Genomic DNA, 25,696 nt, shown 5'->3' with positions numbered 1-25,696 from the left:
ATGGTGCTTTCTACTGTTGTTTTTTCAACTTTTTTAATTCTTTATGTTGCTCCCTACGTTGCTTGAAAAATGCACTCAACATAGTGGAGCATTCTTGTCCCAATACTCCGCCAGTAATCTCAATCTGGTGATTCATACCGGGATGACGCAAAATATCAATCAATGACCCTGCCGCACCGGTTTTCATATCACTTGCACCATAAACTAACCGCTGTATCCGGCTGTGGATCATTGCTCCCGCACACATAACACACGGTTCCAAAGTAACATAGAGTGTTGTGTTCAACAGACGGTAATTTTTTAATTGAACCCCTCCACGCCGTAATGCAACAATTTCTGCGTGAGCTGTCGGATCATGATCTGTAATGGGGAGGTTATAACCTTCAGCAATAATTTTATTATCCGCTACCAACAGTGCACCTACAGGGATCTCACCTTGTGCCTGTGCCTGCATTGCCAAATCCATGGCCCGACGCATCCAATATTCATCACTATATATTTCTGCCACTACATATTCTCTTGCTAATATAAATCCTGTTAATTATACCTATTCATCATTAATGTTGGTTTATTCAGCCTGAATTTCGTCAAAAAAATCGTTCAAGAATTGTTCCATGCGTTTTGTTCTTTCATGAGCCATTTGCTTGCCTGCAACTGTCTGAAAACCTGCTTCTGTTTTGAATAATTTGGTATAGAAATGATCAACAGCATAAGCGCGATCATCATATTCACGCTGTTTTGCTAAAGGATCATAAGTTTCATACAAACCCGAACGCATACGCCCTGCCGTATAAAAACAGCGAGCAACTCCCATCATTCCTATGGAATCCAGCCGATCAGCATCCTGTACAATTTGGGCTTCCAGTGTCGTTGGTGTTAATCCAGCAGAGAAACTATGCGCTTCAATGGCATGGCAGACAGCAGCAATATCTTCTTCGTTCCATCCGAGGTCTTTTAATATTAAGGCTGCTTTAACTGCGGCCATGCGAGAGGCTAAATGGCGGTTTGGATCGTTTTTCTCTACACTAACGCAATCATGTAATAAAACCGCAGCAAAAACTAACCGCAAATTGCCGCATTCTGCTTCACAAATTTTTTTAGCGTTTTTCCAAACCCGATACAAATGAGCAATATCATGGGCACCATCATCACCTTCTATCGCGACAGGTAAAATCTGTTGGGCTAAATCGTCAAACGGTGAAAAAGATAACATTGCTAAAATCTCTGAGTAAGTGAATGAATGGAAAGATCATTTTAACAAAAAGCGATCAGAACAAAACGAAGTTTGATAATTAAGAGATCTTTTCCTGACATAACTGATCGATTGCATATCCTTACTCTTATCACGATCTCAATTCGTTTATTTAGAAACAGAAACGACTGTTTTAGGTAAGACAGGCTGAACATCTATGTTAACAGGACTTAATCATCTGACACTGGCGGTATCAAATCTTGAGCGCAGCCTCGATTTCTACATTAATCTACTTGGGTTTATCCCGCATGTCCGCTGGCAAAATGGGGCCTACTTAAGTCTGGGGGAACTGTGGCTTTGTCTTTCCTGTGACGAAGCAAAGCCAGCACAGGATTATACCCATATCGCCTTTAATATTGCGGCTGAGCATTTTTTTGCTTTCAGGGAGAAACTGCTTATTGCCGGAATAAGACAATGGAAAGATAACCGAAGTGAAGGAGAATCGATTTACTTTCTGGATCCTGACGGTCATCAACTTGAAATTCACGTAGGTTCTCTGGCAAGCCGTCTCGAAACCTTGCGACAGAATCCTTACACTGGTTTAGAGTGGTATTGATGTTTTCCACACTACCGTTGTAACCAATTGGTGTCATAATAGCACCCTCTTCTCTTTTAGCGAGAATCCCAACCACTCTGATCATATTCATGAGATGTTCTCCAGAATTCAATACATCGGATAAAAGATGACATTATTTGCCATCAAGAAAAACAGCGTCCATCACATCAGTATATGAACGTGAATCAATGTATTGAATAAATAACCATGTGTTTTTCTATTTTCAATTTGGTATTGTTATTTTTTGATTGTTATTTCATATATATAATTTATAATCTATTTTGTTAATCATATTGTTTTTTTTCACTAGTCTTTACTCTTCTTTATTGATAAAAGTAAATGGTACTGCATTCGTATTTATGTGTTTCTATTTTTTCCATGAGGAGAGTACTTATATGGACAACTATATCTTGGCTGTATGTGAGGAAGTTTCTTCAATTCTTTTTGTTGATAGAAGTGATATTAATGAAAAATCTTCATTAATTAACAAGTTAGGTGCTGATTCCTTAGATATCATTGATCTTTCATTTAATCTTGGGAAAAAATTTAAAATCACCATGCCAACAAAAAGTATTTTTTCTCATGTTCAAGAAAATTTTTCTGAAAGTATTATAAATAGATTTTTAATTGGAGATGTTCTTACTGAAGAAGGAAAAGGATTACTTGCTTTTAGCTGTTATAATTACACATCAGAACAATTAGATTCCATTCTTACATTAGGAGATCTATTTGGTGAAACTAATGTTCATAATTGGGCTTCATTATGTAAATCCATCTGTGAATCCAATAGTAAAAATGCAGATGATATTATTTTAACCGAAATTAAAAAGTATTGTCACAATATATTAACCAACTGAATAAATAATAATATTATTATATTTTCCTTAATAATTTAACTTTGGATTTTTAAATTCAAATGTAGATGTGATGTTGTTACTAAGGTGGAAATAAATATGGCTGGTATAACTACAGATAAAGTTGCTGTAACCGGTTATGGTTTAATTGTTCGTAATCATGATTGCCCAAGCGATTTATTTAATTCATTGATGGAGAAAAAATCACTTATTTGCGAAGATAGGTTATTAAAAAAACATGGAATAAATAATATTCCGAGTGCAAAATTAACTTCCACAGATATAGACAGGTTACGTAATCAATTCAGTTCTACGGGACAATCATCCAATAATCGTGTTTTATTGATGGCTTACTGTGCAGGCGAAAATAGTTTGCAAATGGCTGGATTAACTCATAAGAAACTGAAGCAATATAAATGTGAATTATTTTTTGCCAATAACAAGATGTTTACTGACGATGATATTCTGAATCGTTACTTCAATGAGAATATATCACCCTCAGAATATATTGACATTGAGCATTTTGGGGCGCTGATGCGCCCATATGAAATCGCTGAAAAGTTGATTGAGCATTTTCACACGCCGGGGCAACCAAGAGTCTATAGTGATGCTTGTACAGCAGGAATGGTGGCTCTCTATTCTGCATATCTTACTATTAAAAGTGGTCGGAAAGATATAGCCTTAGTTGGTGCTTCTGAAGAAGCAACCCACCCTATTACGCAAACATTATTTAAAAATGTCAGGGCCCTTTATGATGGTAAGTTTACAGAATTAAATCAATCTTCACGGGCATTTGATAAAGATAGGGCAGGCTGCGTTCTGGCTGATGCCTCTGCATTTCTGGTTGTTGAAAATTACTCTCACGCTATTGCCAGAAAGGCTAAGATATTGGCTGAGATTGCAGGAATGTCCCGACAATCTGAAGGTTATAAAATGACGTCAACAGATTTATCGGGACAATATTATCTCGCCTGTATGTCTTCAGCGTTGAAAAATGCTGAATTACTGCCTGAAGATATCGATCACATTAATTCTCATGGTACTTCAACTGTCAATAATGATCTTGCGGAAAGTAAAGCTATTAATGCACTTTTTCCACATAATCCCCCAGTTATTTCCACTAAGTCGGCGACAGGGCATTCGTTAGCAGTTAGTGGGTTGCTGGAAGCAATACTTTCAATTGAAACTCTAAATAATAACCGAATTCTTCCCAGCCTTAACTTTTCTGAATTAGGAAAAATTGATGGCTCAATTAATGTAAACAATACTGCAAAAGTAATGCATGTCAAACATATCCTAAGTAATTCCTTTGGCTTTGGTGGAGAAAATAGCAGTTTGATTTTAAAACGAGCTGAAGGATAAATTATGAAGATTTATATAACCAGAGGGATTAGTTTGCTTCCTGACAGCCTGAATATAAATGATATTATTCATGGAAATATAAAAAAAGCTGATTTATCAGACAACAAACTGCGTTTACCACATATTACAGGAGAGAGATTTATCAAAGAAAGAGATTTTGTCATGCCTTCCATGGATAAAATGATCCGGCGAACAGCGCATGAGCAAAGTCAATGGGTGCTCTATACTGGTATTAAAACTTGGGAAAACAGTATTGGTGAAAACTTTCCTCCTGATCAACGTGGGTTGTTTATTGGATTAGGCACAAGTGATGCTGATAATAATTTTTATCTCATTGCGTCTGATACAAAAGATGATAAAGATTATGTTTCCAGAGCATTGGTGGAAACTCCTCCATTAATGGGATTGGCGTTGTTGAATACTTCAACAGCCAGTCATTTGTCACAACATCTTGGTATCACAGGTGATAATGCTTTCTTTTCTCCTCATATTGATGCAGGAGGTCATGCACTTCTGGAAGGTTATTACAGTATCAAAGAAAAACGCTGTCAGTTCGCACTTTGTGGTGGTAATGCCCAGAAAATCTCAACATGGTATTACCTTGCTTATGAGCGTCTAATCGGTGATACACCTTGGCTACCAGCGGAAGCCGCCTCGTTTATTACCTTACATGGAGATAGCCAGAACGCTGATGGTGAGATTACTTATGCTAATCGTATGATAATTAACGATAGCAATCAATATACTCGTTTCTTGTCAAAAATTATCACATCAGGTTTATCACCACATCAAATAATCCATGTTGGAAATGTTGGTAGTGAATATATCTCATCAACACATGACGTTTTTCCTGACGCAATACAGTTTAATCTTGATAAAGCTATAGGATATACAGGACCTGCTGCGTCTTTTATTGCTATCAATCTAGCCATTGAGATGTACCAAAAAAACTGTGGGTGTAGATAATACCCACTCAAATCTTATCTATCAACAACTGTCCCCTTTAGTACTGATATTGGTTCATGGTCTGGAAAAACAGTGCATTGCTGTTTTGCTTCGTATGAGAATGGCTAAGAGAGAATTGTGATGATATCTGACCGTCGTGTTGTTGTTACAGGTATGGGGATCGTGAGCGCTTTTGGAACCCATCTTGATACTGTTTGGAAAAAACTCTGTGATGGAGAGTCGGCAGTTAATTCACTGGCATTTGAGGATAATGGTGTACTGCCTGTGAAATATGCAGCCCAGATTGATTTTAATACTTTACTCACTGAAAACGCAGCATATCTACCGGAACCAGGCATCACAGACAAGCGTGGCATTATGGGGATTATTTCAGCCTCTAAAGCTCTGGAAGATGCAGGGTTATCTATACCAATATTAGGGGATGAACAGTATATCGGTATTTATGGATGTAGTGGAGCAACAGAGGTATCAGAGGATGATAGACATCTGTGGCGCAAAAACCGCCATGCTCAGGACACTGAACAGCAAGCTATTGAAGCTCTGTTCAACCAACGTCATAACTTGAGTTTCTGTTCCGGCATAAGGTGTAGCAACGACGGCATGGTAAAAGCAATTGCCCACCGATTCTCTTTATCAGGGCCAGTGATAAACGTGAATGCCGCTTGTGCTGGTGCCACTCATGCTATCGGGTTGGCTTGTCAATCCATAAAAAGGGGGGAAGCTTCCATAATGTTGGCTGGTGGAGCAGATTCAGTCATAAATTTGCGTACCTTGATAGGTCTGAAATTATTGGGAGCAGCTGCCACAACTGAAAAATGGGGCAATAAACTTTGTCGCCCTTTTGATAAAAATCGTAGTGGGCTAGTCGCCGGTGAAGGTGGTGCGTTTTTAGTACTTGAAAGTGAAGAAAGTGCGCTACGTAGGGGAGCTAAAATTTATGCTGAAATTAAAGGTTATGGCGCTTCCTTAGACGCCTATAAGCTGACGGCTCCGCATCCCAATGGGATTGGGGCAGAAAGTGCTATTAGGCAAGCTATCAAGGATAGTGGTTTGTATCTGCATCAGATCGACTATATCAATGCCCACGGTACATCAACTCCATTGAATGATGCACTGGAATCCGCTGTCATAAAACGTATTTTTGATTCGCGGCTTCCTTTAGTTTCATCAACCAAATCTATGTTAGGCCATTGGATAGCAGCAGCAGGAGCCATTGAAGCAGTAGTGACGGTTCTGACTGTGAAACATAAATTTATTCCACCCACTATTAACCTTGAAACTGCCGATCCGCTTTGTGACTTGGACTATGTTCCGAATTATGGACGACCTTTCCCTGTGAAGAATGCGATAACTAATTCATTTGGTTTTGGTGGAATTAACTCATGCTTAGTGATAGGGGATTATAATGGAAAAAAGTAGAATAATAAAACTCGTTAGTCATAACATAACTACCCCTTGTCATCTATTTAATAATTTGAATTATGAAAAAGATGACAATGAGCTGATTAAAAATAAAAAGCTCAGGCGTTATTATTCTACGGGAACGAAAAAAGGTATTATTTCGACTAGAAAGGCTTTAATTTCAGCCTGCCTGGATGTTAGTGATCCCAAAATAAGATTTGGCCTGTATACCACGCAATATGGATATCTTCACCCATTACCTTCAGAATTATTGCCTGTACATGAACAAACTAAGATAAACAATTCAAATAGTATTTATCAAGCTATCTGGGAATGTGAACGAGTGAATCCTTTCTTAATCACTCTGTCACTTAGTAATAATCTGTTGGGAGTGCTTTCTCAAGAACTAAGTTTGCAATGTGATTGTGCTTCTTTTTTACGTGGAAATTTAGGATTACTATCAGCGTTTAGTGAAGCTGAGTTATGTCTGAATAATAACTTGATTGATTATGCTTTAGTGGTCGCTTCCGGAATAGGGAGTGTAACTCAAAATACCCAGTCTGGATTTTCTGGTGAGTTTGTTGAATTTGCTGTTACGTTCATTCTAACAAGAGTTGAAAATCAGGTGCCACAAGATAACTCACATATAATTGATATTACATGTCTACATCAGAATTATCGTGAGGGAAATTATGCTGCTGAAACTATCCTTTTTATTAAGGACATAGAAGAACATATAAAGTCTCATAGACAAGTTGAAACTGTTAATTAACAATAGGATTTGTAATGGAAAGTTATGCTACTTTTTGTAAACCTCAGCTAACCCAAGCATTGATCTCACTTGGTTTAAACAGAACTTATCACCGGGCAGCAGGTAATTTTCTCTATTACAAAGATGAGAATAATAAAGAAATTCCTGTCTTGGATCTACTGGGGGGATATGGTGCAACATTATTAGGCCATAATTCTCCTTTTATAAGAGAAAAAATAAAGTGTTATCTCGATGAAGAAACACCCGTCCATAACCAATTTTCCATAAGAAAATCGGCAGCATTATTAGCTGAACGCCTTAATGAATTACTGAAAGAAGAAACTGGAACTACTAGTAATTTTATATTCTGCTTTGCTAGTACAGGAGCAGAATCGATAGAAATTGCACTGAAAAGTGCAGAATTTACGCGTAATGCTCAACTTGAAGAATTAGAACGGGAAGTTGTGGCGGCTATTGCCAGAATCAACAACGATAAAGAAATTATACTGACCGAGGAGCAGCGTAGGCATTTACAATTGGAGGCAAATGCCTCTGTCGAAGAGATCAAGTTAGCATTGATGGCATTTATCCAGAATCAATTAGATACAAAACCAACATTCTTAGCTCTTGAAAATTCTTTCCATGGAAAAACTATGATAACGGCCAACTGCACGTATGGTGCCATATATCGCCATTATCTGAGAAGAATGAAAATAAACACACATTTCCTTTCTCCTGAAGAATTAAATGAATTTTCGATCATGGGAGAAAAAGCTAATGATATTTTTAATAGCTGGTTGTGGTTACCGCAAGAAAAGAATGATCAGATTATTTTAACGAAGAAACCATTCAGAGTTATTACTGCATTTCTAATAGAGCCTGTACAGGGAGAAGGCGGTGTTCATCCGCTTAATGCAGAACAAATTAGTGGAATTAATCGATTAAAACAGATATTGGGTTGCTCCGTTATTGCTGATGAAGTTCAATCGGGATCAGGAAGGTGTGGATTTTTGGTAGCGTCCAGTGATGCAGGCCTTGATGCTGATTATTATGTTCTTTCCAAAGCCCTGGGGGCCGGATATGTCAAGATTGGGATAGTTGCTATCCGTCAGGAAAGCTTTACACCGGGATTTGATGTCATCCAAAGTTCCACATTTGGTGAAGATGATTTCTCTTGTCGGGTAGCACATGATTTCATCAATCTCTTGCATACTGACCAGCGCCACTTACTGAAACAAGTAACCCGATTAGGAGAAGAATTCAGGACACAATTGAATGCACTGAAAGAACAATATCCCGATGTTATTCGAGATGTTCGCGGAAAAGGATTAATCTGGGGCACAGAGTTTCATGATGTCATTAATTCTGATTCCTATATTTTGCAGAATATTGCTGTACAAGGCAGCTTAGGCTATGTGATTAGTGGGCATTTATTGTGTGGCAGCCATATTCGTGTCGCACCTTCTGGCAGTGCGGCAAATGTGATTCGTGTAGAACCATCTGTATTTCTGGAAATTGAACAAATTATTCGGTTTGTTGAGGCCCTTTCCAAGGTTTGCCAGGCTATTCGTCACGCTGACGCGGGATTTATCGTTGCCCCCATGCTTGGGAAAAAGGATCTTACCATTTCTACAGATTACCGGCGTATGGAAAGCTCGCAACATGATGACAGAGAGGCTGACTATAAAGTGGCTTTTATTAACCACCTGATTTCTGCAAATGGGCTTAGGGAAGTGGATCCATCATTCAGTATATTTAGTGATGAAGAATTGGAGCTATTTGTTGAAAGTTCTACTTTTAATCTCTCAACCAAACCTTTCAAAGCGGCACGTATCCGTTCGGGTGATGGCAAATCGGTAGAATTCACCCTATATCCGCTGACAGTGACTTCAAAAATGATCAAAAAAGCACTGGAAAAAAATGAACTTGGACGATTGCGGCATGAAATTGATATTCGGATTGCCCAAGCAGCCGCTGATGGCAATGTGGCCGTTGGGTTGGGAATGTTTACTTCTATCATCACCAATAATGGCAAATCCTTAAAAAATACGCCAATCAGCGTGACAACAGGTAATGCCTTGACTGTAGGCATCGGTATTGAAGCATTGCAGAAAAGTATTGCAGATCGGGACATGGTTAACATGCGGATTGCGATTGTGGGAGGAGCCGGGAATATCGGAAGTGTTTATGCAGAGATATTAGGCCCTAAATTTCAGGAAATGATATTAATAGGTAGCAGTAATCATGGTTCTCTGAAAAAACTGGATATGGTGAAATACCATATTTATAAAAATATCTATGAACAGTTTATTGTTAACAGGATACCAGTAACAGGAGGGTTAGCAAAAAAAATAGTAGATTGCCTTTCCTCTATGCCTGCTGATTACCTCATTGGTAAAGAAAATGTGGGCATAGAGATAGATCGCTATTTGGATCAATATTACCCAACCCAGACATTTATCCACACCTCTCAAAATATTTCTGATATTGAAAACTGTGATGTGATTGTGTGTGCTTCGAATGCTTCAGAAGCATTTTTGTCAGTCGAAAAAATCAAAGAAAGAGCAATCATTTGCGATATTTCTGTACCCCATAATCTTTCCGACGAAGATGTTATCAGAAGGCCAGATATCAGAATATTACGTGGAGGAATTGTACAGACTCCCAATAATGACAGCTTAGATACTCGTGTACGTGCCTATTTAAAAGAAGGACAGATTTATGCTTGCATGGCAGAAACGATTCTATTAGGTCTGGAAGAATATACAGGGAATTTTTCATACGGGAATATTTCAGCTAATCAGGTGATTAATATCATGACAATCGCCAGAAAACATAATTTTACCTTATCTGATATCAAAGAGAATTCAAGTTTATGAGCAATCATGGAGAATTAAAATTAGACACCATCACAAAAAGTGCAATTGTGACAGGAGGCAGTAAAGGCATCGGTAAAGCTATAGTTTTAAGTTTGTTGAGTAGAGGATATCGGGTTGCTTTTTGTTATAGAAATGAAACTCCCCAATTAACAGATTTTATTACTGAGATAAAACTAAATTACCCAGAAATCTTACCTATTAAAGCTGATTTAGCGAAGGAAGAAGATGTCAATACTTTTATTGATAAAGTAATTAATTTGTTTGGTCAAATTGATCTTCTAGTCAATAATGTGGGGATAACCAGCGATGGATTGCTGGCTACAATGGAAACTAAAAATATTGAATTACTGATAAATAATAATTTGTTGAGCTATATTTTGTGTAGTCGTGAAGTACTAAAAGTGATGATACCACAACGTAGTGGCCATATTATCAATATTTCTTCAATTTCAGCCACAAGGCCGAATAAAGGCCAATCAATTTATGCGGCAACTAAAGGTGGAATAGAATCATTAACACGGGCGCTTGCGGTTGAGGTAGCCCCTAAAAATATTAGGGTTAATGCTGTTTCTCCTGGTATTATTCAAACAGAGATGACGAAAACTTTATTAAGTACACATAAGGAATTAATCAATAATAAAATACTGCTTAAACGAGTTGGGCATGTTAATGAAATTACCAGTGCAATACATTTTCTTATAGAAAACAAGTACATAACTGGTGAAATTATTAATATCAATGGTGGAATTGCACTAAGTTAAATAAGGAAAAATAATGCTAACATTTATTGTTACTGGTGCAGCAAGTGGTATTGGATTTGCTGTTTGCCAAAAGCTTGTTGAAGCTGGATATTATGTTATTGCAATTGATATGAACCGAGATGGATTAAATGAATTAGTAGATAAATCACCAGAATATATTTATCCCCTCCAAATCGATTTAGTTGAAGAGGAAATACTAAGCAGAGAATTGATACCTTTGGTTAAAGAACGTGAAATAAAAGGTATTGTTGTTAGTCATGGTAAGGCTGATGATAATTATATTGACCAAAATGATATCTGGGATTTGGTATTAACAACCAATTTGCATTCAACTCAGCGTCTGTTATCACATATTGTACCTGATATTGTTTCTGGTGGGCGAATTGTTATTATTTCATCTATCCTTGGCAAGGTAGGGACAACACATAATACTGCTTATTGTACATCAAAACATGCTTTACTTGGCTTAACTAAATCATTAGCTTTGGATCTTGCTGAGAGACAAATAACTGTAAATGCAGTATTACCTGCCTGGGTAAATACCCCAATGTTTGTGAGAGGCCTGGAACCTCAGGCCAAATTGCTAGGATGTTCAACATCAGTCTTACTAAAAAGGGTGGCTAAAAAAATTCCACTACGGCGTTTAGTAAACCCACAGGATGTTGCCAGTACAGTCATGTTTTTCATTTCTCCTGATGCTGCTATGATTACAGCTCAAGGGATAACGATTGATGGTGGTGAGAGAGGAGGAATGTAAAAATATTTACGATATATTATTAAATTACAGTGTGATAAAGATAACAGATATATTCATTTTTTATAGTGATACCTATTAATGTGTTTTTTATATTTCTTAAAGGAGTATCAAAAATGAAGCATATGATTGTTTATGCTCATCCTAATCCTGACAGTTTCAATCATGCCATTAAAGAAAAAATAATTAATGAAATAGTTAAGAGAGGTGAAGAATACAACTTTATTTCTCTTTATGATGAGAAATTTAATCCTATACTTGATAGTCCAGATTTTGAAGCTTTACACCGTGGTGAGGTATTGCCAGATATTGCGAAAAGCCAAGCCATGGTTAAAGAGTCGGATCATCTGATTTTTATTTATCCTATTTGGTGGTTTGGTCAGCCAGCTATCCTTAAGGGATGGATTGACCGGGTTTTTTCTAATGGTTTTGCTTATTATGAGGATGAAAATACTTTCATTCCCTACTTAACGGGAAAATCTGCAACTGTATTCGTCACTTTAGGTACTGAAAAAAATACTTTAGTTCAAAATGGTATGGAATTAGATAGCTTCATGCGTAGTATGACATTAGGAACACTAGAGTTAGTAGGTATTTCTCCAGTTAACGTTATTCCTTTTTATGCTGTTCCTAAAGTTAGGGATGAAGACAGAAAAACCATGCTGGAATCAATAGTTATTTAATTTTTTTTGTAACTCACTTAGCTTATATTGACAGTCGTATTATTATAAACGCCAGCCTTTCACATACTGGCGTAATTTTTCTTGAATTTGTTGTAATACTTTTAATAGTTACTAAAATCAAATACCGGACTATCATTTTAATTCAAGATATTAATGGTTATAAAATGAATAAAATTTCTATATTACTTGTCGGTGGTTATGGCGTTGTTGGTCATCAAGTCACAAAAATCCTCAATAAATATCAGCCTGATTTAGAGTTGATAATTGCTGGCAGAAATATTGATAAAGCCCAGTCATTATCTGAAAGTCTAACTAATTCAAAAAGTCTGTTTTTTGACATTGAAAAACCTGCTTTACCAAATGGATTAAAGATTGACATTGTGTTAGCTCTTGTTAATGACCCAGAAGACAAATTATTATATTTTGCACATCAAAATAATATAGCTTATGTGGATATAACTCGTTGGACGGAACGTTTGCAGATTGCGCTCGGTAAAGCAATAGTTATGCAAAATCAAAAACCGAGTCATATGATTTTTGCATCATCATGGATGGCTGGAATTGTGGCGACATTTATCAACGATATCAGTCATTCATTTATCAGTATTGATAGTATTGATATGAGTGTCTTATATTCTTTGAACGACAAAGCTGGCCCGGATTCAGTTGATTATATGGATAGATTGGCAATCCCTTTTATAGTAAAAAATAATGGAAACTACCAAAAAGTTCTTCCTTTTTCTGATGAACGGATGGTTTTATTTGGTGATGGTAACTACCATAAAGTGTTTCGTATTGATATGCCAGAGCAATTCATATTACCTTTAATTACAAATGCACAAACTGTCGCCACAAGAATTGGTTTTGATAGCCCTAAAAGTAATCAATTATTATCTTTCCTGGTCAAAAAGGGTATTTGGAAACTATTATCAGGCAGAAGGGCTACCAGCCTTCGTAGAAAAATTTTATATAATCCAGGTCAGGGATATAAGCACCAAATACGTGCTGATATACAAGGGGTTGATAAAAATGGACATCGTAAAAGTGTATGTTTTCATATTATTGATTCAGAAGGACAAACACATTTAACAGCAACAGGAGCAGCAGCTCTGGTAATACAATTGGCGGAACATATAAAGAAAAATTCATCGGCGATCTTCAATACTGGTGAAATATTCTTAGATCTTGAGAAATTGAAAATGCTCTTATCTGCTGAACATATTCAGTTCTATATTAATGACGATATAGGGTAAAAACATCATGTCAGATTTCATAATTGTAGGCAAAGGCTACAATAGTAATGCCTTCAAAGATTGTGTCGAACAATACCAATAAGAGTTGTATTGTTCATGATAGTGGTCTTTCATGAAATAAAATCACACTGTTGATTTATTTTAACGGAGCAAGAAAGACCATATCATTACAAGCCTTAATACCCACTACTGGATTGCTGTCGCCATAAATGTGCAGCAACAAGCGCTTTCCAGGGCGAAAAATCTGCCAGCCATTTTTCAGCCTGTTCGGCATTGACTTTGTTTTCCTGCTTCAGTAAATGCTGAAGGTTACGCCTTACTGCCACATCACCATGCAGAGAACCATTCAAATAATTAAAGCCCCTTAGCAAGGTATAGTTCACTGTCCAGATACCTATGCCTTTAATAGCCAAAAGATTTTCTGTGAGCGATTTAATTTCATCTTCAGTATTTTCAATGGATAAATTCAACTCCCCCAAATCAATCAACCGACAAACACTCAACAGAGCTTTAGCCTTACTCATAGAAAAACCACACTGACATAGATCCTGCTCTGTGCACTGTATGACTTCCTGATAAGTCGGATGACACATCAACCCTGAAGTATGTTTAACGCCAATAGCCTGAATAAATCGCCTGCGAATGGAGATCGCCGCCCTGACACTGATTTGCTGCCCCATAATCGCCCAACTCAGTGCTTCAAAAGGTGTTGCCGACTGGTAAATTCGCAGACCTGCCTGCCGGGAAATTAATCCGCCAATAACAGGGTTTTTTTGGTATTGGGATTCAAATATCTCTACCGGCTGTAATAACCCAAGCATATGTGAGGCCAGAAGAGATAAAGAATTTTTTGAATGAAGTGTACTGTCACCATCAATATCAAGCTGCACTTTTGCCAGTTTTTCCTCCATTGACACAGTCAGTAATGCAGGAATTCCGTGCCAAATGATGCCTTTTTTAACCTGGCCCTGCTGTACAATTTCAGAAACACCTTTCTCATCCCGATGGTGAAAAGCCAAAAAATCTCGTGTGTGATAATTATCTGGTAATATAATTTCCATGAAATAGCTTGGTTTCATTACAGAAAACTCCGGCATATTATTAAGCTGATATATTGGCTTACACACGACCATTTTTCAGGTATCAAAAACAGGCACGTATTGCAGTTTTGTATTAAGGGGCGTCATTTTTTAATATAAGACACACTGTATAAAAACACAATAATCTGGCAAACGTAACAAATACAGAAACAATTTAACCAATTGATTTTTAATCATAATTTTTATAAGAGATTAAAATGGCACTACTAATTACCAAACGATGCATCAATTGTGATATGTGTGAACCTGAATGCCCGAATCAGGCTATCACTATGGGAGCTGAGATTTATGAGATTGATCCAGAACACTGTACCGAATGCGTGGGACATTACGAAAAGCCAACCTGCCAGTCTGTTTGCCCGATACCAAATACCATTATTCTCGATCCAAATCATAAAGAAACAGAAGAACAACTATGGGACAAATTTGTGCTTTTACATCATGCAGACAAAATCTGATAACAATTTTTTGGCGATAACAAAAAACCAATAAAATACAATGGGTAAGGTATTTTTCATTAGCTTTCCAATATCACTGTCGCACATGCATAACGCCGTTCATCTGCCAGTGTGACATGCATAGACTTTACATTCAGTTGGCCAGCCAGAACTTCTGCTTCACCATGAAGTTTTAATGTCGGTTTTCCTAAAACATCATTAACCACTTCAAACTGATTAAAAGCCAAACCATTGCGGATACCTGTTCCAAGCGCTTTAGCCGCGGCTTCTTTGACAGCAAAGCGTTTTGCCAGAAAACGAACTGGCTGATTATGCTGCTGATATTGTTGCCACTCGTTATCACTCAGAACACGTTTTGCCAGGCGTTCACCAGAACGCCCAACAATTTCCTCAATACGCGAAATTTCAACAATATCTGTGCCTAATCCGACGATAGCCATTAACGGCGGGCTTCGCGCAACAATGTTTTCATATCAGCAACAGCATCAGACAAGCCGCTGAATACAGCACGACCAATGATGGCATGACCGATATTCAGTTCATGGATCTCCGGTAATGCCGCGATGCGTTGTGTATTGTGATACGTTAATCCATGACCTGCATTGACTTTAATACCTTTACTTGCCGCATAAGTCGCTGCTTCTTTAATACGCTGGAACTCTTTCTCCTGCTGCACATCATTTTCTGCATCTGCGTATGCACCTGTGTGGATCTCAATGAATGGTGCCCCAACTTCTACAGCAGCATCAATTTGTTGGTGATCCGCATCAATGAACAGGGATACCAGAATACCTGCTTCTGATAAACGCTTAACAGCAGCAGCAATATGTGTTTTTTGCCCGAATACGTCCAGTCCACCTTCTGTTGTGACTTCCTCACGCTTTTCAGGGACTAAACAACAAAAAGCAGGTTTGATCTGGCAGGCTATTTCTACCATCTCATCTGTAACTGCCATTTCGAGGTTCATACGTGTTTGAATAGTTTTTGCTAGTAACTGAACATCTCGGTCTGTAATGTGGCGGCGATCTTCTCGTAAGTGAACTGTTATCCCATCTGCGCCTGCTTGTTCAGCAATAAATGCAGCTTGCACAGGATCAGGATATTGCGTTCCACGCGCATTACGCACTGTTGCAATATGGTCAATGTTGATGCCTAACAATACCTCAGCCATTTTTAGCTCCTGCAATAGTATCAGATAAAATAAAGTTTACATTTCCCATGATTAAGAGTGATCCCATATTAATTTTTCTGATTAGAGTTATCTGTTCTTTTGCGCACGAATTGGCAAAATAATTCACGACTTTTTAATGGTTTTCCACCCAGGTAAGGCTTTAATGCAATACGAGTAAAACGTTTGGCCGCTTTCAGAGTAGTTGGATCAGGAAATTCACGTGCTGCCAGCGCTTTTAGCTCATTGCCAGTAAAGCTGTAGTGATCAACTACCAGACTGGCAATAAACCCTTTTTCTTCACGATAACGGTAATTCATTGTATCTGTGACAGGCTCACCACTACCGGCACAATGAAGGTAGTCTACACCGTATCCCATATTAGATAACACAGATAATTCAAAACAACGTAAGGCATGTTCGGGAGTGTGTTTACTTGCGGCAAGGATTTGTAAACATTGGAGGTAATCGAAAAAAATAGCCGGATATGCAGTACCTTGCTCAAGAACTCTTGATAAGAGTTCATTCACATACAAACCACTGTACAACACACTACCTGTTAAAGGCAGGGCCAGAGAAATAGGTTCAGCATCCCTCAATGTTTTGATTTCACCCCGTCCACTCCAGCGGATCAGCAACGGGGTGAAAGGTTGAAGACAACCTTTAAGGTTAGAACGGCGACTACGTGCACCTTTTGCTAAAACACGTACCCGACCTTCATTTTCAGTAAAAAAATCCAGTAATAAACTGGTTTCACTGTAAGGGCGCCCATGAAGCACAAAGGCTCTCTGCCAGCCGTCCACAAATTAACCTTATAAATCGTCAATATAACCGAGGCTGCGCAGAGCACGTTCATCATCAGCCCAGCCAGCTTTCACTTTTACCCATAGTTCCAGATGAACTTTAATATCGAACATTTTTTCCATATCCTGACGGGCTTCTGTTCCAATGGTTTTGATTTTGCTGCCTTTGTTACCAATAACCATTTTTTTCTGTCCTTCACGCTCTACCAGAATCAGACCATGAATAGTATAACCACCACGTTCGTTAACAGCGAATTGTTCAATTTCGACTGTTACCGAATAAGGCAGTTCATCACCCAGAAAACGCATCAGTTTTTCACGGATAATTTCAGATGCCATGAAACGCTGTGAACGATCAGTAATGTAATCTTCAGGGAAATGATGCTCTGCTTCTGGAATATGGTCACGCACAACTTTGGCGACCGTATCAATGTTCATGTTTTTTTCTGCGCTGATCGGTACAACATCAATGAAGTTCATCTTTTTGCTGAGAAAACCAATATGTGGCAGAAGTATGGTTTTATCGGTGACATTGTCGACTTTATTGATAGCCAACATGACCGGACAACGCAGGTTACGCAGCTTATTCACAACCATTTCGTCATCTGGTGTCCAGTGAGTACCTTCCACAACAAAAATGACCAGCTCCACATCTCCGATTGAACTACTCGCAGCGCGGTTCATCAGGCGGTTAATCGCACGCTTTTCTTCAATATGGAGACCCGGTGTATCTACATAAATCGTCTGATAAGCACCTTCCGTATGGATGCCCATGATACGATGTCGTGTCGTTTGGGGTTTACGGGAAGTGATTGATACTTTTTGGCCCAGTAACTGATTCAATAAAGTCGATTTACCGACGTTGGGCCGTCCGACTATTGCAACGAATCCGCAATAGTTTTTTTCTTTGCTCATTCAAGCTCCAGTTGTTTTAATGCTTGTTCTGCAGCCGCCTGTTCTGCCTTGCGGCGGCTGGAACCGACTCCTCTGACAGGCTGTTCAAATCCACTGACCTGACAGTGAATTGTAAATTCCTGATCGTGTGCTTCTCCACGAACCTGAACAACCAGATATGATGGCAACGGCAGATGGCGCCCTTGCAAATATTCTTGTAAACGTGTTTTGGGATCTTTTTGTTTATCACCCGGACTAATTTCATTCAGGCGAGTGTCATACCAACTCAAAACAATCTTTTCGACTGTCCGAATATCGCTATCCAAAAAAATAGCACCAATTAAGGCTTCGATACTATCAGCTAAAATAGATTCACGACGGTGGCCGCCACTTTTTAATTCGCCCGGCCCCAAACGTAAACATTCTCCCAATTCAAATTCTCTGGCAAGCTCTGCCAACGTATTGCCCCGCACCAATGTGGCACGCATACGGCTCATATCCCCTTCATCAACACGGGGAAAACGGAGATAAAGCGCATTAGCAATGACAAAGCTCAGAATTGAGTCACCAAGAAATTCCAGACGTTCATTATGCTTACTGCTGGCACTGCGGTGAGTTAACGCCTGAAGCAATAAATCATTCTGTGTAAAGGTATATCCCAGCTTGCGCTGTAACATGTTCATTATTATGGGGTTCATGTGCTACCAATTCAGTTAGAATCCGTCAAATAAAAGCACACGCAACAGACCTGTGAGGCTACCTGATTACACGTCAGATAGGCCCGACAAAACTGTTGCGTTTGCACTGGCTCCCTAAGATATTCAACATCTTAGAAAACCAGTCATCTCGTTTGAGAGAATATTCTACACTGGGAGATAAATTAATGCTTCGCTAATATATAAATATTAGTGAATTCCACCAATTCGGCTCAGACGTACGCCTGTCGGCCACTCACCTTCCTGTTTTTCAAAGCTGATCCAGATAGCCGTTGCACGTCCTACCAGATTTTTCTCCGGTACAAATCCCCAAACACGGCTATCAGAACTATTGTCACGATTATCACCCATCATGAAATATTCACCTTCAGGCACAACCCAGGTTCCTAACGGCAAACCAGGCTGAGTGTACTCTGGTATATTCAAGCGTGGAATTGTCAGGATATGATGGGAAACCTTGTCCAGAGTTTCTACTCGCTCCCCTTGACGAATACTATATGGCCCTAATGCATCCATAAGAGGAACTTGATGTACTTCTCTGGCAATCGTTCCATCTTTTTTAATTTGATCTGTGATAGTCCATTCACTTGGGTATATAGTTTTGTAAATGACAGGAAAAATGTCTTTGCAGACTGGATTTCGACCACATCCAGGGTAAACATGAAGTTCTTTGTTCATGTAATCGTAAACAATTTTATCTCCGGGTAAACCAATTACCCGTTTTACAAAGTCTATACTTGGGTTAAGTGGGTATTTAAAAACTGCAACATCCCCGCGTTTAGGCTTACCGGTTTTAATCAGAGTTGTCTGCGTGATCGGGTCTTTCAAACCATAAGCAAACTTCTCCACCAGAATGAAATCCCCAGTCAATAAGGTAGGCATCATTGAACCGGAAGGGATCTGGAAAGGTTCATACACAAAAGAGCGCAAGATCCAAACAATGGCTAACACCGGAAAAACAGATGCAAATGTCTCAACCCATGTAGGCTTGTTTATTTCCTTAATCGCAGCTTCCTGAGATTCCTTACCTGCTGCCTGTTCCTGAACCTGAGCAAGTTTTCTCTTGCGCTCAGGGGCAAGTTTGAAACGATCTATACACCAGATGATACCGGTGATTAACGTTGCTAACGTTAAGATCAAGGCAAAAGTGTTAGCCATTTAGACTCCTTACGACCTTGTTAATTAATCTTTTCCAACATGCAGAATCGCTAAGAAGGCTTCTTGCGGCAGCTCAACGTTACCGACCTGCTTCATACGTTTTTTACCTTCTTTCTGCTTCTGCAATAACTTTTTCTTACGGCTAACGTCACCGCCATAACATTTCGCCAATACGTTTTTACGCAATTGCTTAACGGTAGAACGCGCGATGATGTGAGTCCCGATAGCCGCCTGAATCGCAATATCAAATTGTTGGCGTGGGATCAGCTCTTTCATTTTTTCCACCAGCTCACGACCACGGTATTGCGAGTTATCACGATGGGTGATCAATGCCAGGGCGTCAACTCGTTCGCCGTTAATCAAGACATCCACACGTACCATGTCTGAATGCTGGAAGCGGACAAAATTATAGTCCAGCGATGCATAACCGCGAGACGTAGATTTCAGACGATCAAAGAAATCCAGCACCACTTCTGCCATTGGTATTTGGTATGTCAGCGCAACCTGATTACCGTGATAAACCATATTAGTCTGAACACCACGTTTCTCTACACAGAGTGTAATAACATTACCGAGATATTCCTGCGGCAACAGCATGTGACATTCTGCAATGGGTTCACGCAGCTCTTTAATATTATTTAATGGCGGTAATTTGGATGGACTATCCACATAAATGATGTCACCAGTGGTTGTCTCAACTTCATAAACAACGGTCGGTGCTGTGGTGATCAAGTCAAGGTTATATTCACGCTCCAGACGCTCCTGAATGATCTCCATATGCAGTAAGCCCAGGAAACCACAACGGAAACCAAAACCCAATGCTGTGGAACTTTCTGGCTCATAGAACAGGGACGCATCGTTCAGACTCAATTTACCCAAAGCATCACGGAATGCTTCATAGTCATCAGAGCTGACTGGGAATAAGCCTGCATAAACCTGAGGTTTCACTTTTTTAAAACCCGGCAGAGGCTTATCTGCTGGCTGACGTGCTGTTGTCAAAGTGTCGCCGACCGGCGCACCAAGGATATCTTTAATCGCACAGACCAACCAACCTACTTCACCACAGTGCAGTACCTCACGATCAACACGTTTCGGTGTAAAGATTCCCAAACGGTCAGCGTTATATACCTGACCAGTACTCATTACCTTGATTTTGTCACCTTTGCGCAAGGTACCGTTCTTAATACGAACAAGTGAAACAACGCCGAGGTAATTATCAAACCATGAATCGATAATCAAAGCTTGTAATGGTGCTTCAGGATCGCCTTCTGGTGGTGGGATCTCTTTAACCAGACGTTCAATAACATCCTGTACACCCAGGCCGGTTTTTGCAGAACAACGAACAGCATCTGTTGCATCAATACCAACGATGTCTTCAATTTCTTCTGCAACGCGTTCTGGCTCTGCGGCCGGCAGATCAATTTTGTTCAGAACCGGGACAACTTCCAGATCCATTTCAATGGCCGTATAGCAGTTAGCCAGTGTTTGAGCTTCAACCCCCTGCCCTGCATCAACAACCAGCAATGCGCCTTCACAAGCAGCCAGAGAACGGGAAACTTCGTAAGAGAAGTCAACATGCCCAGGTGTGTCGATAAAGTTTAATTGATAAATGTTTCCGTCAGTTGCCTTATAATCAAGGGTGACGCTTTGCGCCTTGATAGTGATACCACGCTCACGTTCAAGATCCATTGAATCCAATACTTGCGCTGCCATTTCTCTGTCTGACAGCCCCCCACAGATTTGAATAATCCGGTCTGATAGCGTGGACTTCCCGTGGTCGATGTGGGCGATAATGGAGAAATTTCTTATTTGCTTCATTATTAAATCTTTTTTGCCTTAATATTTCTGGATCATTCGCCTATGGACACACAGATGGACATAAAGCGACATTTATAGGTTCGGCCACTGGCCTGAGGAGCCGTATTCTACATGCCAAACCTGTGAAAACCTAGTCATGCCTGTGGTTTTCAATCTAACCCATTCAGTATGACCAGAAAGTAAAAAAATTCCTGAAAAAAATCGTGAAAATAAGTATGGTAAAACAGATTATTCCTGATGCAGAACCTTAATCGTATCGGGAGGTAAACCAATTTGTAATACAACCGGTTGGTATACTTGTTGATTATCCCAGTATGCGGCGATTTTACGGGCAAGAGCAAAACCGGCAATACCACCGATAATTCCTCCCATACATACCCATAACTGGTCAGTAGTCCAATATTGGCAGAACAGACCACCTAAAAACAGACCTAATAACGGGGTTAAATAAACCAGCATGGCTGAACGTAACAAACTACTTTCAGGAATGCCGACTTCTACTTTTTGCCCTGGTTGAAGCGGTTGCGCGATTTCCAGTTCCAATTGATGGATACTCTCTGGCCCTAATTTTTCCAACAAGTAAGAACCACAAGCCGTTTTAGCCTGACAACTGCCACAACCTGAAGATGAGCCATAACGTAATAATGCTCGCCCCTGTTGCCAACGAACAACGGTTGCCCATTCTTTAACCATCAATTATTCCCCACAAACGTAACGCTGGCGGCAATCTGTTTAATTGTTGCAAGGGGTAATTCGCCGATCACAGCGATGCTGTTTTTCCCTTTGGACACAGTATAAACTGTTCGCCTGCCTTGTCGATACAGCGGTTCATCGGCTACCTTCGCACCAGTATTTACTACATTTACAGAAAAATTAAACAACCCATCACTATACATAATGGATTCCAATAATTCTGTCTTTGATAGCCAATTCCTGTTACGGGAAATTTCCTTAAAGCCTTCAGGTAATTTGCCAACCTTCCAGTCAAACTTCACTTTTCCTGCCGACTCTGGAGTGACCAACATCGGTGGTAATTTCAAATCAACAATGGCTCTCAATTCCTGTTTTATCTCATCATTCACTTTTGACGATACTACCCGAAATTGTTCAACAACCATCATTTCTTCCTGATCAAATAGCTCAATAAACAAAGGAAGATAACTTTTTTTATCTATCAATAAATTATAATTATAACGGTCGTTATCTTTGGATATTATACGTACAAAGTGTACAGGGTGGTCACCAACGTGGGTAGAGCCCGCATCAATGAAATTATAAAATTTCTCTAATCGAGAAAGATCAGCAAAGATAATCGGTGGAAGATAATCCACAATATGGTTGCCACGTAAACTGAATGAATCCAGGCCTGATTCGTAATAACTGATCTGATTACCGCGCTGAACAATTTCACGGCGAGTGCTGTCCATATGAATAATTTGCGCAATGGATTGATTGTCAATGATGGCGTGACGATATCGCAGCGGTATCAAAAATTGCTGACTCAAATTAATAAAAGCAAGTTCATAAGCGAAAGTTTGTACAGAGTGCCGCATATCCTGTAACAAAGCCCCGGCATTGCTTTGTTGGGCCGAGGCTTTCGAAGGACTCAATAAGCTCCAGAATAATAACATGAAAAAACCGATATATTTCATTTTTATTGCTTATTCTGAGCTTGCTGTCTTTGTTCTCCGGGCTGTGTATTCCCAGCTTCCGATAACGCTTGCTCCCTTTCTGCATTGATACGCCGGGAAAGTTCATACTGCTGCAACATCGCGTCAATGCGTTTATTACTTTCCCGTATCTGCATACTCAAGTCACCACCAAAAGCATCATTCTCGCCAGGAACAGATAAACCAACAGGCGAAGCGGAACCCATTACCGGCAACGTATTAAAGACTGGGTTATCAAATTGAATGTCAGTTTCAGCCTCATTACCACTGTTATTGTTATTGTATTGCTGAACACCAATAATCACGGCCAGAGATACACAAGCCGCTACCCCCACTTGTGTCATCTGACTTACCCAAGGGTGAAGCTTATGCCAGAACGGCATTTTCTGCCATGTTTCAGGTTTTGGCTGAGATTCCGGAACAACTGCTGGATTGATATGGACGGGTTCTTTTTCAAGTGCCTGCGCCACTTGACTAGCGATATCCAAATGCAATACCTCACCGACATCACCACGTAATGTATCGCGAATGAGGTGATATCTTTCCCATTGTTTCTGCATTAAAGCATCTTCAGAGATCAAACGAACGATTTCACTATCAAGAACTTCTCCATCCATTAATGCGGAAAGTTTCTCTCTTTGCATGCCAAGTACCTTCAATATTGTTTTGTTCCACCACTGTTTCCACTACTGTTGGATCAGGGGTTGAACTTTATTATCAATGGCTTCTCTTGCCCGAAATATTCGTGAACGAACAGTGCCTACAGGACAATCCATAATGACGGCTATTTCTTCATAGCTCAGCCCATCCAACTCCCGAAGTGTAATTGCTATCCGTAAATCCTCCGGAAGCGATTCAATAGTTCGAAATACCACTTCCTTTAATTCTTCTGACAACATTAAATTCTCAGGGTTCGAAATTTCTTTTAAAGAACTTGACGTATCATAATTTTCTGCATCATTAGCATCCAAATCATTGGATGGTGGACGACGCCCCTGAGCAACTAAATAATTTTTCGCAGTATTAACGGCAATACGGTACAACCACGTGTAAAAGGCACTATCACCACGGAAAGAAGACAGTGCCCGATAAGTTTTAATAAATACCTCTTGAGCAACATCAGGAACATCGCCCTGAGGTACGTAACGGGCAATTAAGCTCGCCACTTTGTGCTGGTATCTGACTACCAGCAAATTAAATGCTTTTTGGTCGCCTTTCTGTATTCGCTCGACCAGCATTTGATCCGTTAACTGCTCGCTCATCCGAGACTCACTCTCCTGAGGTAAAACTCCACATTTATACTTAATTACACCAGTTATGATATCTTGCTACCCGAACAAGCATCACCTTTGAGTATCAATTACGCGTGAAGTTCAACTTTGATTGTAATTTTATCTTACAACCACCTGTTATTTTGTCTTGCATTCTTAATTTATAATACAAATCATAGCCTCTATTCAGAGGAATATTTGATTTCAAGTGACGAAAAACAGAAAGATTTATCCTGATATTTCACAAAGAAATTAAATTGTCTTATTAACGATAACCCTATCAATAATAAAGATAAAAATCTTTCACCATGTACTGGAATTTGTTTGAATATGTACTATCAGCCGCGCGGATGGTCAGTTCACTGATTTGAGTCTTTTTCTCTTGGCGGGCGAGTCCCAACAGCAAACGATGTAACGGTTTATCCACCCTATCACGAATATTGACCTGATAATGGGTAAACCAGCCACATTCTGTAGCCATTTTTTCAAAAATTTCGCCAATCTGATATGGAAGTACAACACAAAAAAGCCCTTCAGGGGTAATCATATGCTCAACACAATCCAATAACCCCTGGTGAGTCAATGATTTTGTATAACGTGCCTGATTACGCGCTTCATCACGGCAATCAATTGCAGGTTCGAAATAGGGAGGATTGCTCACAATCAGATCATATCTGCAACCATTTTGCCGGGCAAATTCATAAATATCCTGCTGATATACGGTAATACGGGAAGTCCATGGAGATTGCTGAACATTTTCAGTCGCCTGCATTGCTGCATCTGCATCCAGCTCTACTGCATCAATCACGGTATCATCGCCACTCCTTTGTGCTACCATCAATGCAATCAAACCACTGCCACACCCAATATCCAGACAATACTTTCTGTTATCTACAGGTGCCCATGCTCCCAATAGCACACCATCCGTACCAACTTTCATTGCACACTTATCATGCCCAACGAAAAACTGTTTAAATGTGAAACCACCACGACGAAAAACAGGTTTATCTATTAACACCATGAATTATATCTGTTGAAATCAAATGTTCGTCATAGCATAAATCTTATAACTCGTGGATAAAAGCCACTTACACACCGGATACTTTTATTGCTAACGCATGTTATAGGATGAAGAATACGCCTAATCTGTTTATAATCGGCGACCCAA

Annotated in this window: 27 protein-coding genes; 12 read left to right on the top strand and 15 right to left on the bottom strand. The window is 39.5% G+C overall.

Annotated features, from left to right (window positions below; genetic code table 11):
- Positions 1 to 10 precede the first annotated feature (10 nt).
- Positions 11 to 508, bottom strand: coding sequence for a tRNA adenosine(34) deaminase TadA (tadA, locus tag BDD26_RS11390; RefSeq protein WP_038267806.1), 498 nt, complete (start codon positions 506 to 508; stop codon positions 11 to 13).
- 60 nt (positions 509 to 568) lie between these two features.
- A complete protein-coding gene (locus BDD26_RS11385; RefSeq protein WP_038267804.1) occupies positions 569 to 1,213 on the bottom strand; it encodes an HD domain-containing protein in 645 nt (214 codons plus the stop codon).
- A gap of 196 nt (positions 1,214 to 1,409) precedes the next feature.
- Here BDD26_RS11385 and fos point away from each other — a divergent pair, with 196 nt between their 5' ends.
- The 11 genes from fos (at position 1,410) to BDD26_RS11330 (ending at position 13,472) form a co-directional block, all read left to right on the top strand.
- Complete coding sequence (fos, locus tag BDD26_RS11380; protein ID WP_038267800.1) at positions 1,410 to 1,808, top strand: fosfomycin resistance glutathione transferase; 399 nt, start codon at positions 1,410 to 1,412, stop codon at positions 1,806 to 1,808.
- 395 nt (positions 1,809 to 2,203) lie between these two features.
- Positions 2,204 to 2,665 (top strand): acyl carrier protein, encoded by a 462-nt coding sequence (locus tag BDD26_RS11375; protein ID WP_038267797.1) that lies wholly within the window; start codon positions 2,204 to 2,206, stop codon positions 2,663 to 2,665.
- A 96-nt stretch (positions 2,666 to 2,761) separates the two neighbouring features.
- A complete protein-coding gene (locus BDD26_RS11370) occupies positions 2,762 to 4,024 on the top strand; it encodes a beta-ketoacyl synthase N-terminal-like domain-containing protein (protein WP_115826586.1) in 1,263 nt (420 codons plus the stop codon).
- A 3-nt stretch (positions 4,025 to 4,027) separates the two neighbouring features.
- Entirely contained in the window at positions 4,028 to 4,990 is a 963-nt protein-coding gene (locus BDD26_RS11365) for a beta-ketoacyl synthase N-terminal-like domain-containing protein (RefSeq protein ID WP_115826585.1), read from the top strand.
- A gap of 120 nt (positions 4,991 to 5,110) precedes the next feature.
- Entirely contained in the window at positions 5,111 to 6,409 is a 1,299-nt protein-coding gene (locus BDD26_RS11360) for a beta-ketoacyl-[acyl-carrier-protein] synthase family protein (RefSeq protein ID WP_115826584.1), read from the top strand.
- Positions 6,396 to 7,163 carry a hypothetical protein gene (locus BDD26_RS11355; protein WP_115826583.1) on the top strand — a complete coding sequence of 256 codons (768 nt, stop codon included), beginning with the start codon at positions 6,396 to 6,398 and terminating at the stop codon, positions 7,161 to 7,163. The genes BDD26_RS11360 and BDD26_RS11355 overlap by 14 nt, the downstream gene beginning before the upstream one ends.
- 14 nt (positions 7,164 to 7,177) lie before the next feature.
- Positions 7,178 to 10,021: an aminotransferase class III-fold pyridoxal phosphate-dependent enzyme gene (locus BDD26_RS11350; RefSeq protein ID WP_115826582.1), complete on the top strand. Its 2,844-nt coding sequence runs from the start codon at positions 7,178 to 7,180 to the stop codon at positions 10,019 to 10,021.
- Positions 10,018 to 10,782: an SDR family NAD(P)-dependent oxidoreductase gene (locus tag BDD26_RS11345; protein WP_115826581.1), complete on the top strand. Its 765-nt coding sequence runs from the start codon at positions 10,018 to 10,020 to the stop codon at positions 10,780 to 10,782. The genes BDD26_RS11350 and BDD26_RS11345 overlap by 4 nt, the downstream gene beginning before the upstream one ends.
- Before the next feature lie 13 nt (positions 10,783 to 10,795).
- Complete coding sequence (locus BDD26_RS11340) at positions 10,796 to 11,539, top strand: SDR family NAD(P)-dependent oxidoreductase (protein ID WP_038263372.1); 744 nt, start codon at positions 10,796 to 10,798, stop codon at positions 11,537 to 11,539.
- A 113-nt stretch (positions 11,540 to 11,652) separates the two neighbouring features.
- Positions 11,653 to 12,219: an NAD(P)H-dependent oxidoreductase gene (locus BDD26_RS11335; RefSeq protein ID WP_038263375.1), complete on the top strand. Its 567-nt coding sequence runs from the start codon at positions 11,653 to 11,655 to the stop codon at positions 12,217 to 12,219.
- A gap of 164 nt (positions 12,220 to 12,383) precedes the next feature.
- Positions 12,384 to 13,472 carry a saccharopine dehydrogenase family protein gene (locus BDD26_RS11330; protein ID WP_115826580.1) on the top strand — a complete coding sequence of 363 codons (1,089 nt, stop codon included), beginning with the start codon at positions 12,384 to 12,386 and terminating at the stop codon, positions 13,470 to 13,472.
- Between the two features lie 176 nt (positions 13,473 to 13,648).
- Here the strand turns inward: BDD26_RS11330 and BDD26_RS11325 are convergent, their stop codons facing one another.
- Positions 13,649 to 14,551, bottom strand: a complete 903-nt coding sequence (locus BDD26_RS11325) for a DNA-3-methyladenine glycosylase 2 (protein WP_115826579.1) — start codon at positions 14,549 to 14,551, stop codon at positions 13,649 to 13,651.
- A 218-nt stretch (positions 14,552 to 14,769) separates the two neighbouring features.
- Here BDD26_RS11325 and BDD26_RS11320 point away from each other — a divergent pair, with 218 nt between their 5' ends.
- Positions 14,770 to 15,030 carry a YfhL family 4Fe-4S dicluster ferredoxin gene (locus tag BDD26_RS11320; protein WP_099119361.1) on the top strand — a complete coding sequence of 87 codons (261 nt, stop codon included), beginning with the start codon at positions 14,770 to 14,772 and terminating at the stop codon, positions 15,028 to 15,030.
- Between the two features lie 59 nt (positions 15,031 to 15,089).
- On the opposite strand, the gene acpS is transcribed toward BDD26_RS11320, so the two are convergent.
- From acpS to trmN, 12 genes are all read right to left on the bottom strand, one after another.
- Positions 15,090 to 15,470, bottom strand: a complete 381-nt coding sequence (gene acpS / locus BDD26_RS11315; RefSeq protein WP_038259673.1) for a holo-ACP synthase — start codon at positions 15,468 to 15,470, stop codon at positions 15,090 to 15,092.
- Positions 15,470 to 16,201, bottom strand: coding sequence for a pyridoxine 5'-phosphate synthase (gene pdxJ / locus BDD26_RS11310; protein ID WP_038259672.1), 732 nt, complete (start codon positions 16,199 to 16,201; stop codon positions 15,470 to 15,472). Before pdxJ ends, acpS begins: the two co-directional genes overlap by 1 nt.
- Before the next feature lie 68 nt (positions 16,202 to 16,269).
- Positions 16,270 to 17,001 carry a DNA repair protein RecO gene (gene recO, locus BDD26_RS11305; protein WP_115826578.1) on the bottom strand — a complete coding sequence of 244 codons (732 nt, stop codon included), beginning with the start codon at positions 16,999 to 17,001 and terminating at the stop codon, positions 16,270 to 16,272.
- Between the two features lie 9 nt (positions 17,002 to 17,010).
- Positions 17,011 to 17,916 carry a GTPase Era gene (gene era / locus BDD26_RS11300; protein WP_038259670.1) on the bottom strand — a complete coding sequence of 302 codons (906 nt, stop codon included), beginning with the start codon at positions 17,914 to 17,916 and terminating at the stop codon, positions 17,011 to 17,013.
- The gene (gene rnc, locus BDD26_RS11295; RefSeq protein ID WP_038259668.1) at positions 17,913 to 18,593 is read right to left on the bottom strand and encodes a ribonuclease III; all 681 of its coding nucleotides are present in this window, start codon (positions 18,591 to 18,593) and stop codon (positions 17,913 to 17,915) included. Before rnc ends, era begins: the two co-directional genes overlap by 4 nt.
- 207 nt (positions 18,594 to 18,800) lie before the next feature.
- Positions 18,801 to 19,769, bottom strand: coding sequence for a signal peptidase I (gene lepB / locus BDD26_RS11290; RefSeq protein ID WP_038259667.1), 969 nt, complete (start codon positions 19,767 to 19,769; stop codon positions 18,801 to 18,803).
- Between the two features lie 24 nt (positions 19,770 to 19,793).
- A complete protein-coding gene (gene lepA / locus BDD26_RS11285) occupies positions 19,794 to 21,587 on the bottom strand; it encodes a translation elongation factor 4 (RefSeq protein WP_038259665.1) in 1,794 nt (597 codons plus the stop codon).
- Positions 21,588 to 21,815: 228 nt separating this feature from the next.
- On the bottom strand, positions 21,816 to 22,280 hold the full coding sequence (gene rseC / locus BDD26_RS11280; protein WP_115826577.1) for a SoxR-reducing system protein RseC: 465 nt from the start codon (positions 22,278 to 22,280) through the stop codon (positions 21,816 to 21,818).
- A complete protein-coding gene (rseB, locus tag BDD26_RS11275; protein WP_115826576.1) occupies positions 22,280 to 23,239 on the bottom strand; it encodes a sigma-E factor regulatory protein RseB in 960 nt (319 codons plus the stop codon). The genes rseC and rseB overlap by 1 nt, the downstream gene beginning before the upstream one ends.
- A gap of 2 nt (positions 23,240 to 23,241) precedes the next feature.
- Entirely contained in the window at positions 23,242 to 23,901 is a 660-nt protein-coding gene (gene rseA, locus BDD26_RS11270; protein WP_115826575.1) for an anti-sigma-E factor RseA, read from the bottom strand.
- 42 nt (positions 23,902 to 23,943) lie between these two features.
- Complete coding sequence (rpoE, locus tag BDD26_RS11265) at positions 23,944 to 24,519, bottom strand: RNA polymerase sigma factor RpoE (RefSeq protein WP_038259658.1); 576 nt, start codon at positions 24,517 to 24,519, stop codon at positions 23,944 to 23,946.
- 289 nt (positions 24,520 to 24,808) lie between these two features.
- The gene (gene trmN / locus BDD26_RS11260) at positions 24,809 to 25,549 is read right to left on the bottom strand and encodes a tRNA(1)(Val) (adenine(37)-N(6))-methyltransferase TrmN (RefSeq protein WP_115826574.1); all 741 of its coding nucleotides are present in this window, start codon (positions 25,547 to 25,549) and stop codon (positions 24,809 to 24,811) included.
- Positions 25,550 to 25,696: the final 147 nt, after the last annotated feature.

Source organism: Xenorhabdus cabanillasii (assembly GCF_003386665.1).
Taxonomy (GTDB): Bacteria; Pseudomonadota; Gammaproteobacteria; order Enterobacterales; family Enterobacteriaceae; genus Xenorhabdus; species Xenorhabdus cabanillasii.
Note: the sequence above shows the minus strand (reverse complement) of the source record. Positions and strands in the feature narration are given on the sequence as shown.

Coding starts and splice junctions, on each gene's coding strand:
- BDD26_RS11385 (WP_038267804.1), bottom strand. CDS start 1,213: ATGTTATCTTTTTCACCGTTTGACGATTTAGCCCAACAGATTTTACCT.
- fos (WP_038267800.1), top strand. CDS start 1,410: ATGTTAACAGGACTTAATCATCTGACACTGGCGGTATCAAATCTTGAG.
- BDD26_RS11375 (WP_038267797.1), top strand. CDS start 2,204: ATGGACAACTATATCTTGGCTGTATGTGAGGAAGTTTCTTCAATTCTT.
- BDD26_RS11370 (WP_115826586.1), top strand. CDS start 2,762: ATGGCTGGTATAACTACAGATAAAGTTGCTGTAACCGGTTATGGTTTA.
- BDD26_RS11365 (WP_115826585.1), top strand. CDS start 4,028: ATGAAGATTTATATAACCAGAGGGATTAGTTTGCTTCCTGACAGCCTG.
- BDD26_RS11360 (WP_115826584.1), top strand. CDS start 5,111: ATGATATCTGACCGTCGTGTTGTTGTTACAGGTATGGGGATCGTGAGC.
- BDD26_RS11355 (WP_115826583.1), top strand. CDS start 6,396: ATGGAAAAAAGTAGAATAATAAAACTCGTTAGTCATAACATAACTACC.
- BDD26_RS11350 (WP_115826582.1), top strand. CDS start 7,178: ATGGAAAGTTATGCTACTTTTTGTAAACCTCAGCTAACCCAAGCATTG.
- BDD26_RS11345 (WP_115826581.1), top strand. CDS start 10,018: ATGAGCAATCATGGAGAATTAAAATTAGACACCATCACAAAAAGTGCA.
- BDD26_RS11340 (WP_038263372.1), top strand. CDS start 10,796: ATGCTAACATTTATTGTTACTGGTGCAGCAAGTGGTATTGGATTTGCT.
- BDD26_RS11335 (WP_038263375.1), top strand. CDS start 11,653: ATGAAGCATATGATTGTTTATGCTCATCCTAATCCTGACAGTTTCAAT.
- BDD26_RS11330 (WP_115826580.1), top strand. CDS start 12,384: ATGAATAAAATTTCTATATTACTTGTCGGTGGTTATGGCGTTGTTGGT.
- BDD26_RS11325 (WP_115826579.1), bottom strand. CDS start 14,551: ATGAAACCAAGCTATTTCATGGAAATTATATTACCAGATAATTATCAC.
- BDD26_RS11320 (WP_099119361.1), top strand. CDS start 14,770: ATGGCACTACTAATTACCAAACGATGCATCAATTGTGATATGTGTGAA.
- acpS (WP_038259673.1), bottom strand. CDS start 15,470: ATGGCTATCGTCGGATTAGGCACAGATATTGTTGAAATTTCGCGTATT.
- pdxJ (WP_038259672.1), bottom strand. CDS start 16,201: ATGGCTGAGGTATTGTTAGGCATCAACATTGACCATATTGCAACAGTG.
- era (WP_038259670.1), bottom strand. CDS start 17,916: ATGAGCAAAGAAAAAAACTATTGCGGATTCGTTGCAATAGTCGGACGG.
- rnc (WP_038259668.1), bottom strand. CDS start 18,593: ATGAACCCCATAATAATGAACATGTTACAGCGCAAGCTGGGATATACC.
- lepB (WP_038259667.1), bottom strand. CDS start 19,769: ATGGCTAACACTTTTGCCTTGATCTTAACGTTAGCAACGTTAATCACC.
- lepA (WP_038259665.1), bottom strand. CDS start 21,587: ATGAAGCAAATAAGAAATTTCTCCATTATCGCCCACATCGACCACGGG.
- rseC (WP_115826577.1), bottom strand. CDS start 22,280: ATGGTTAAAGAATGGGCAACCGTTGTTCGTTGGCAACAGGGGCGAGCA.
- rseB (WP_115826576.1), bottom strand. CDS start 23,239: ATGAAATATATCGGTTTTTTCATGTTATTATTCTGGAGCTTATTGAGT.
- rseA (WP_115826575.1), bottom strand. CDS start 23,901: ATGCAAAGAGAGAAACTTTCCGCATTAATGGATGGAGAAGTTCTTGAT.
- rpoE (WP_038259658.1), bottom strand. CDS start 24,519: ATGAGCGAGCAGTTAACGGATCAAATGCTGGTCGAGCGAATACAGAAA.
- trmN (WP_115826574.1), bottom strand. CDS start 25,549: ATGGTGTTAATAGATAAACCTGTTTTTCGTCGTGGTGGTTTCACATTT.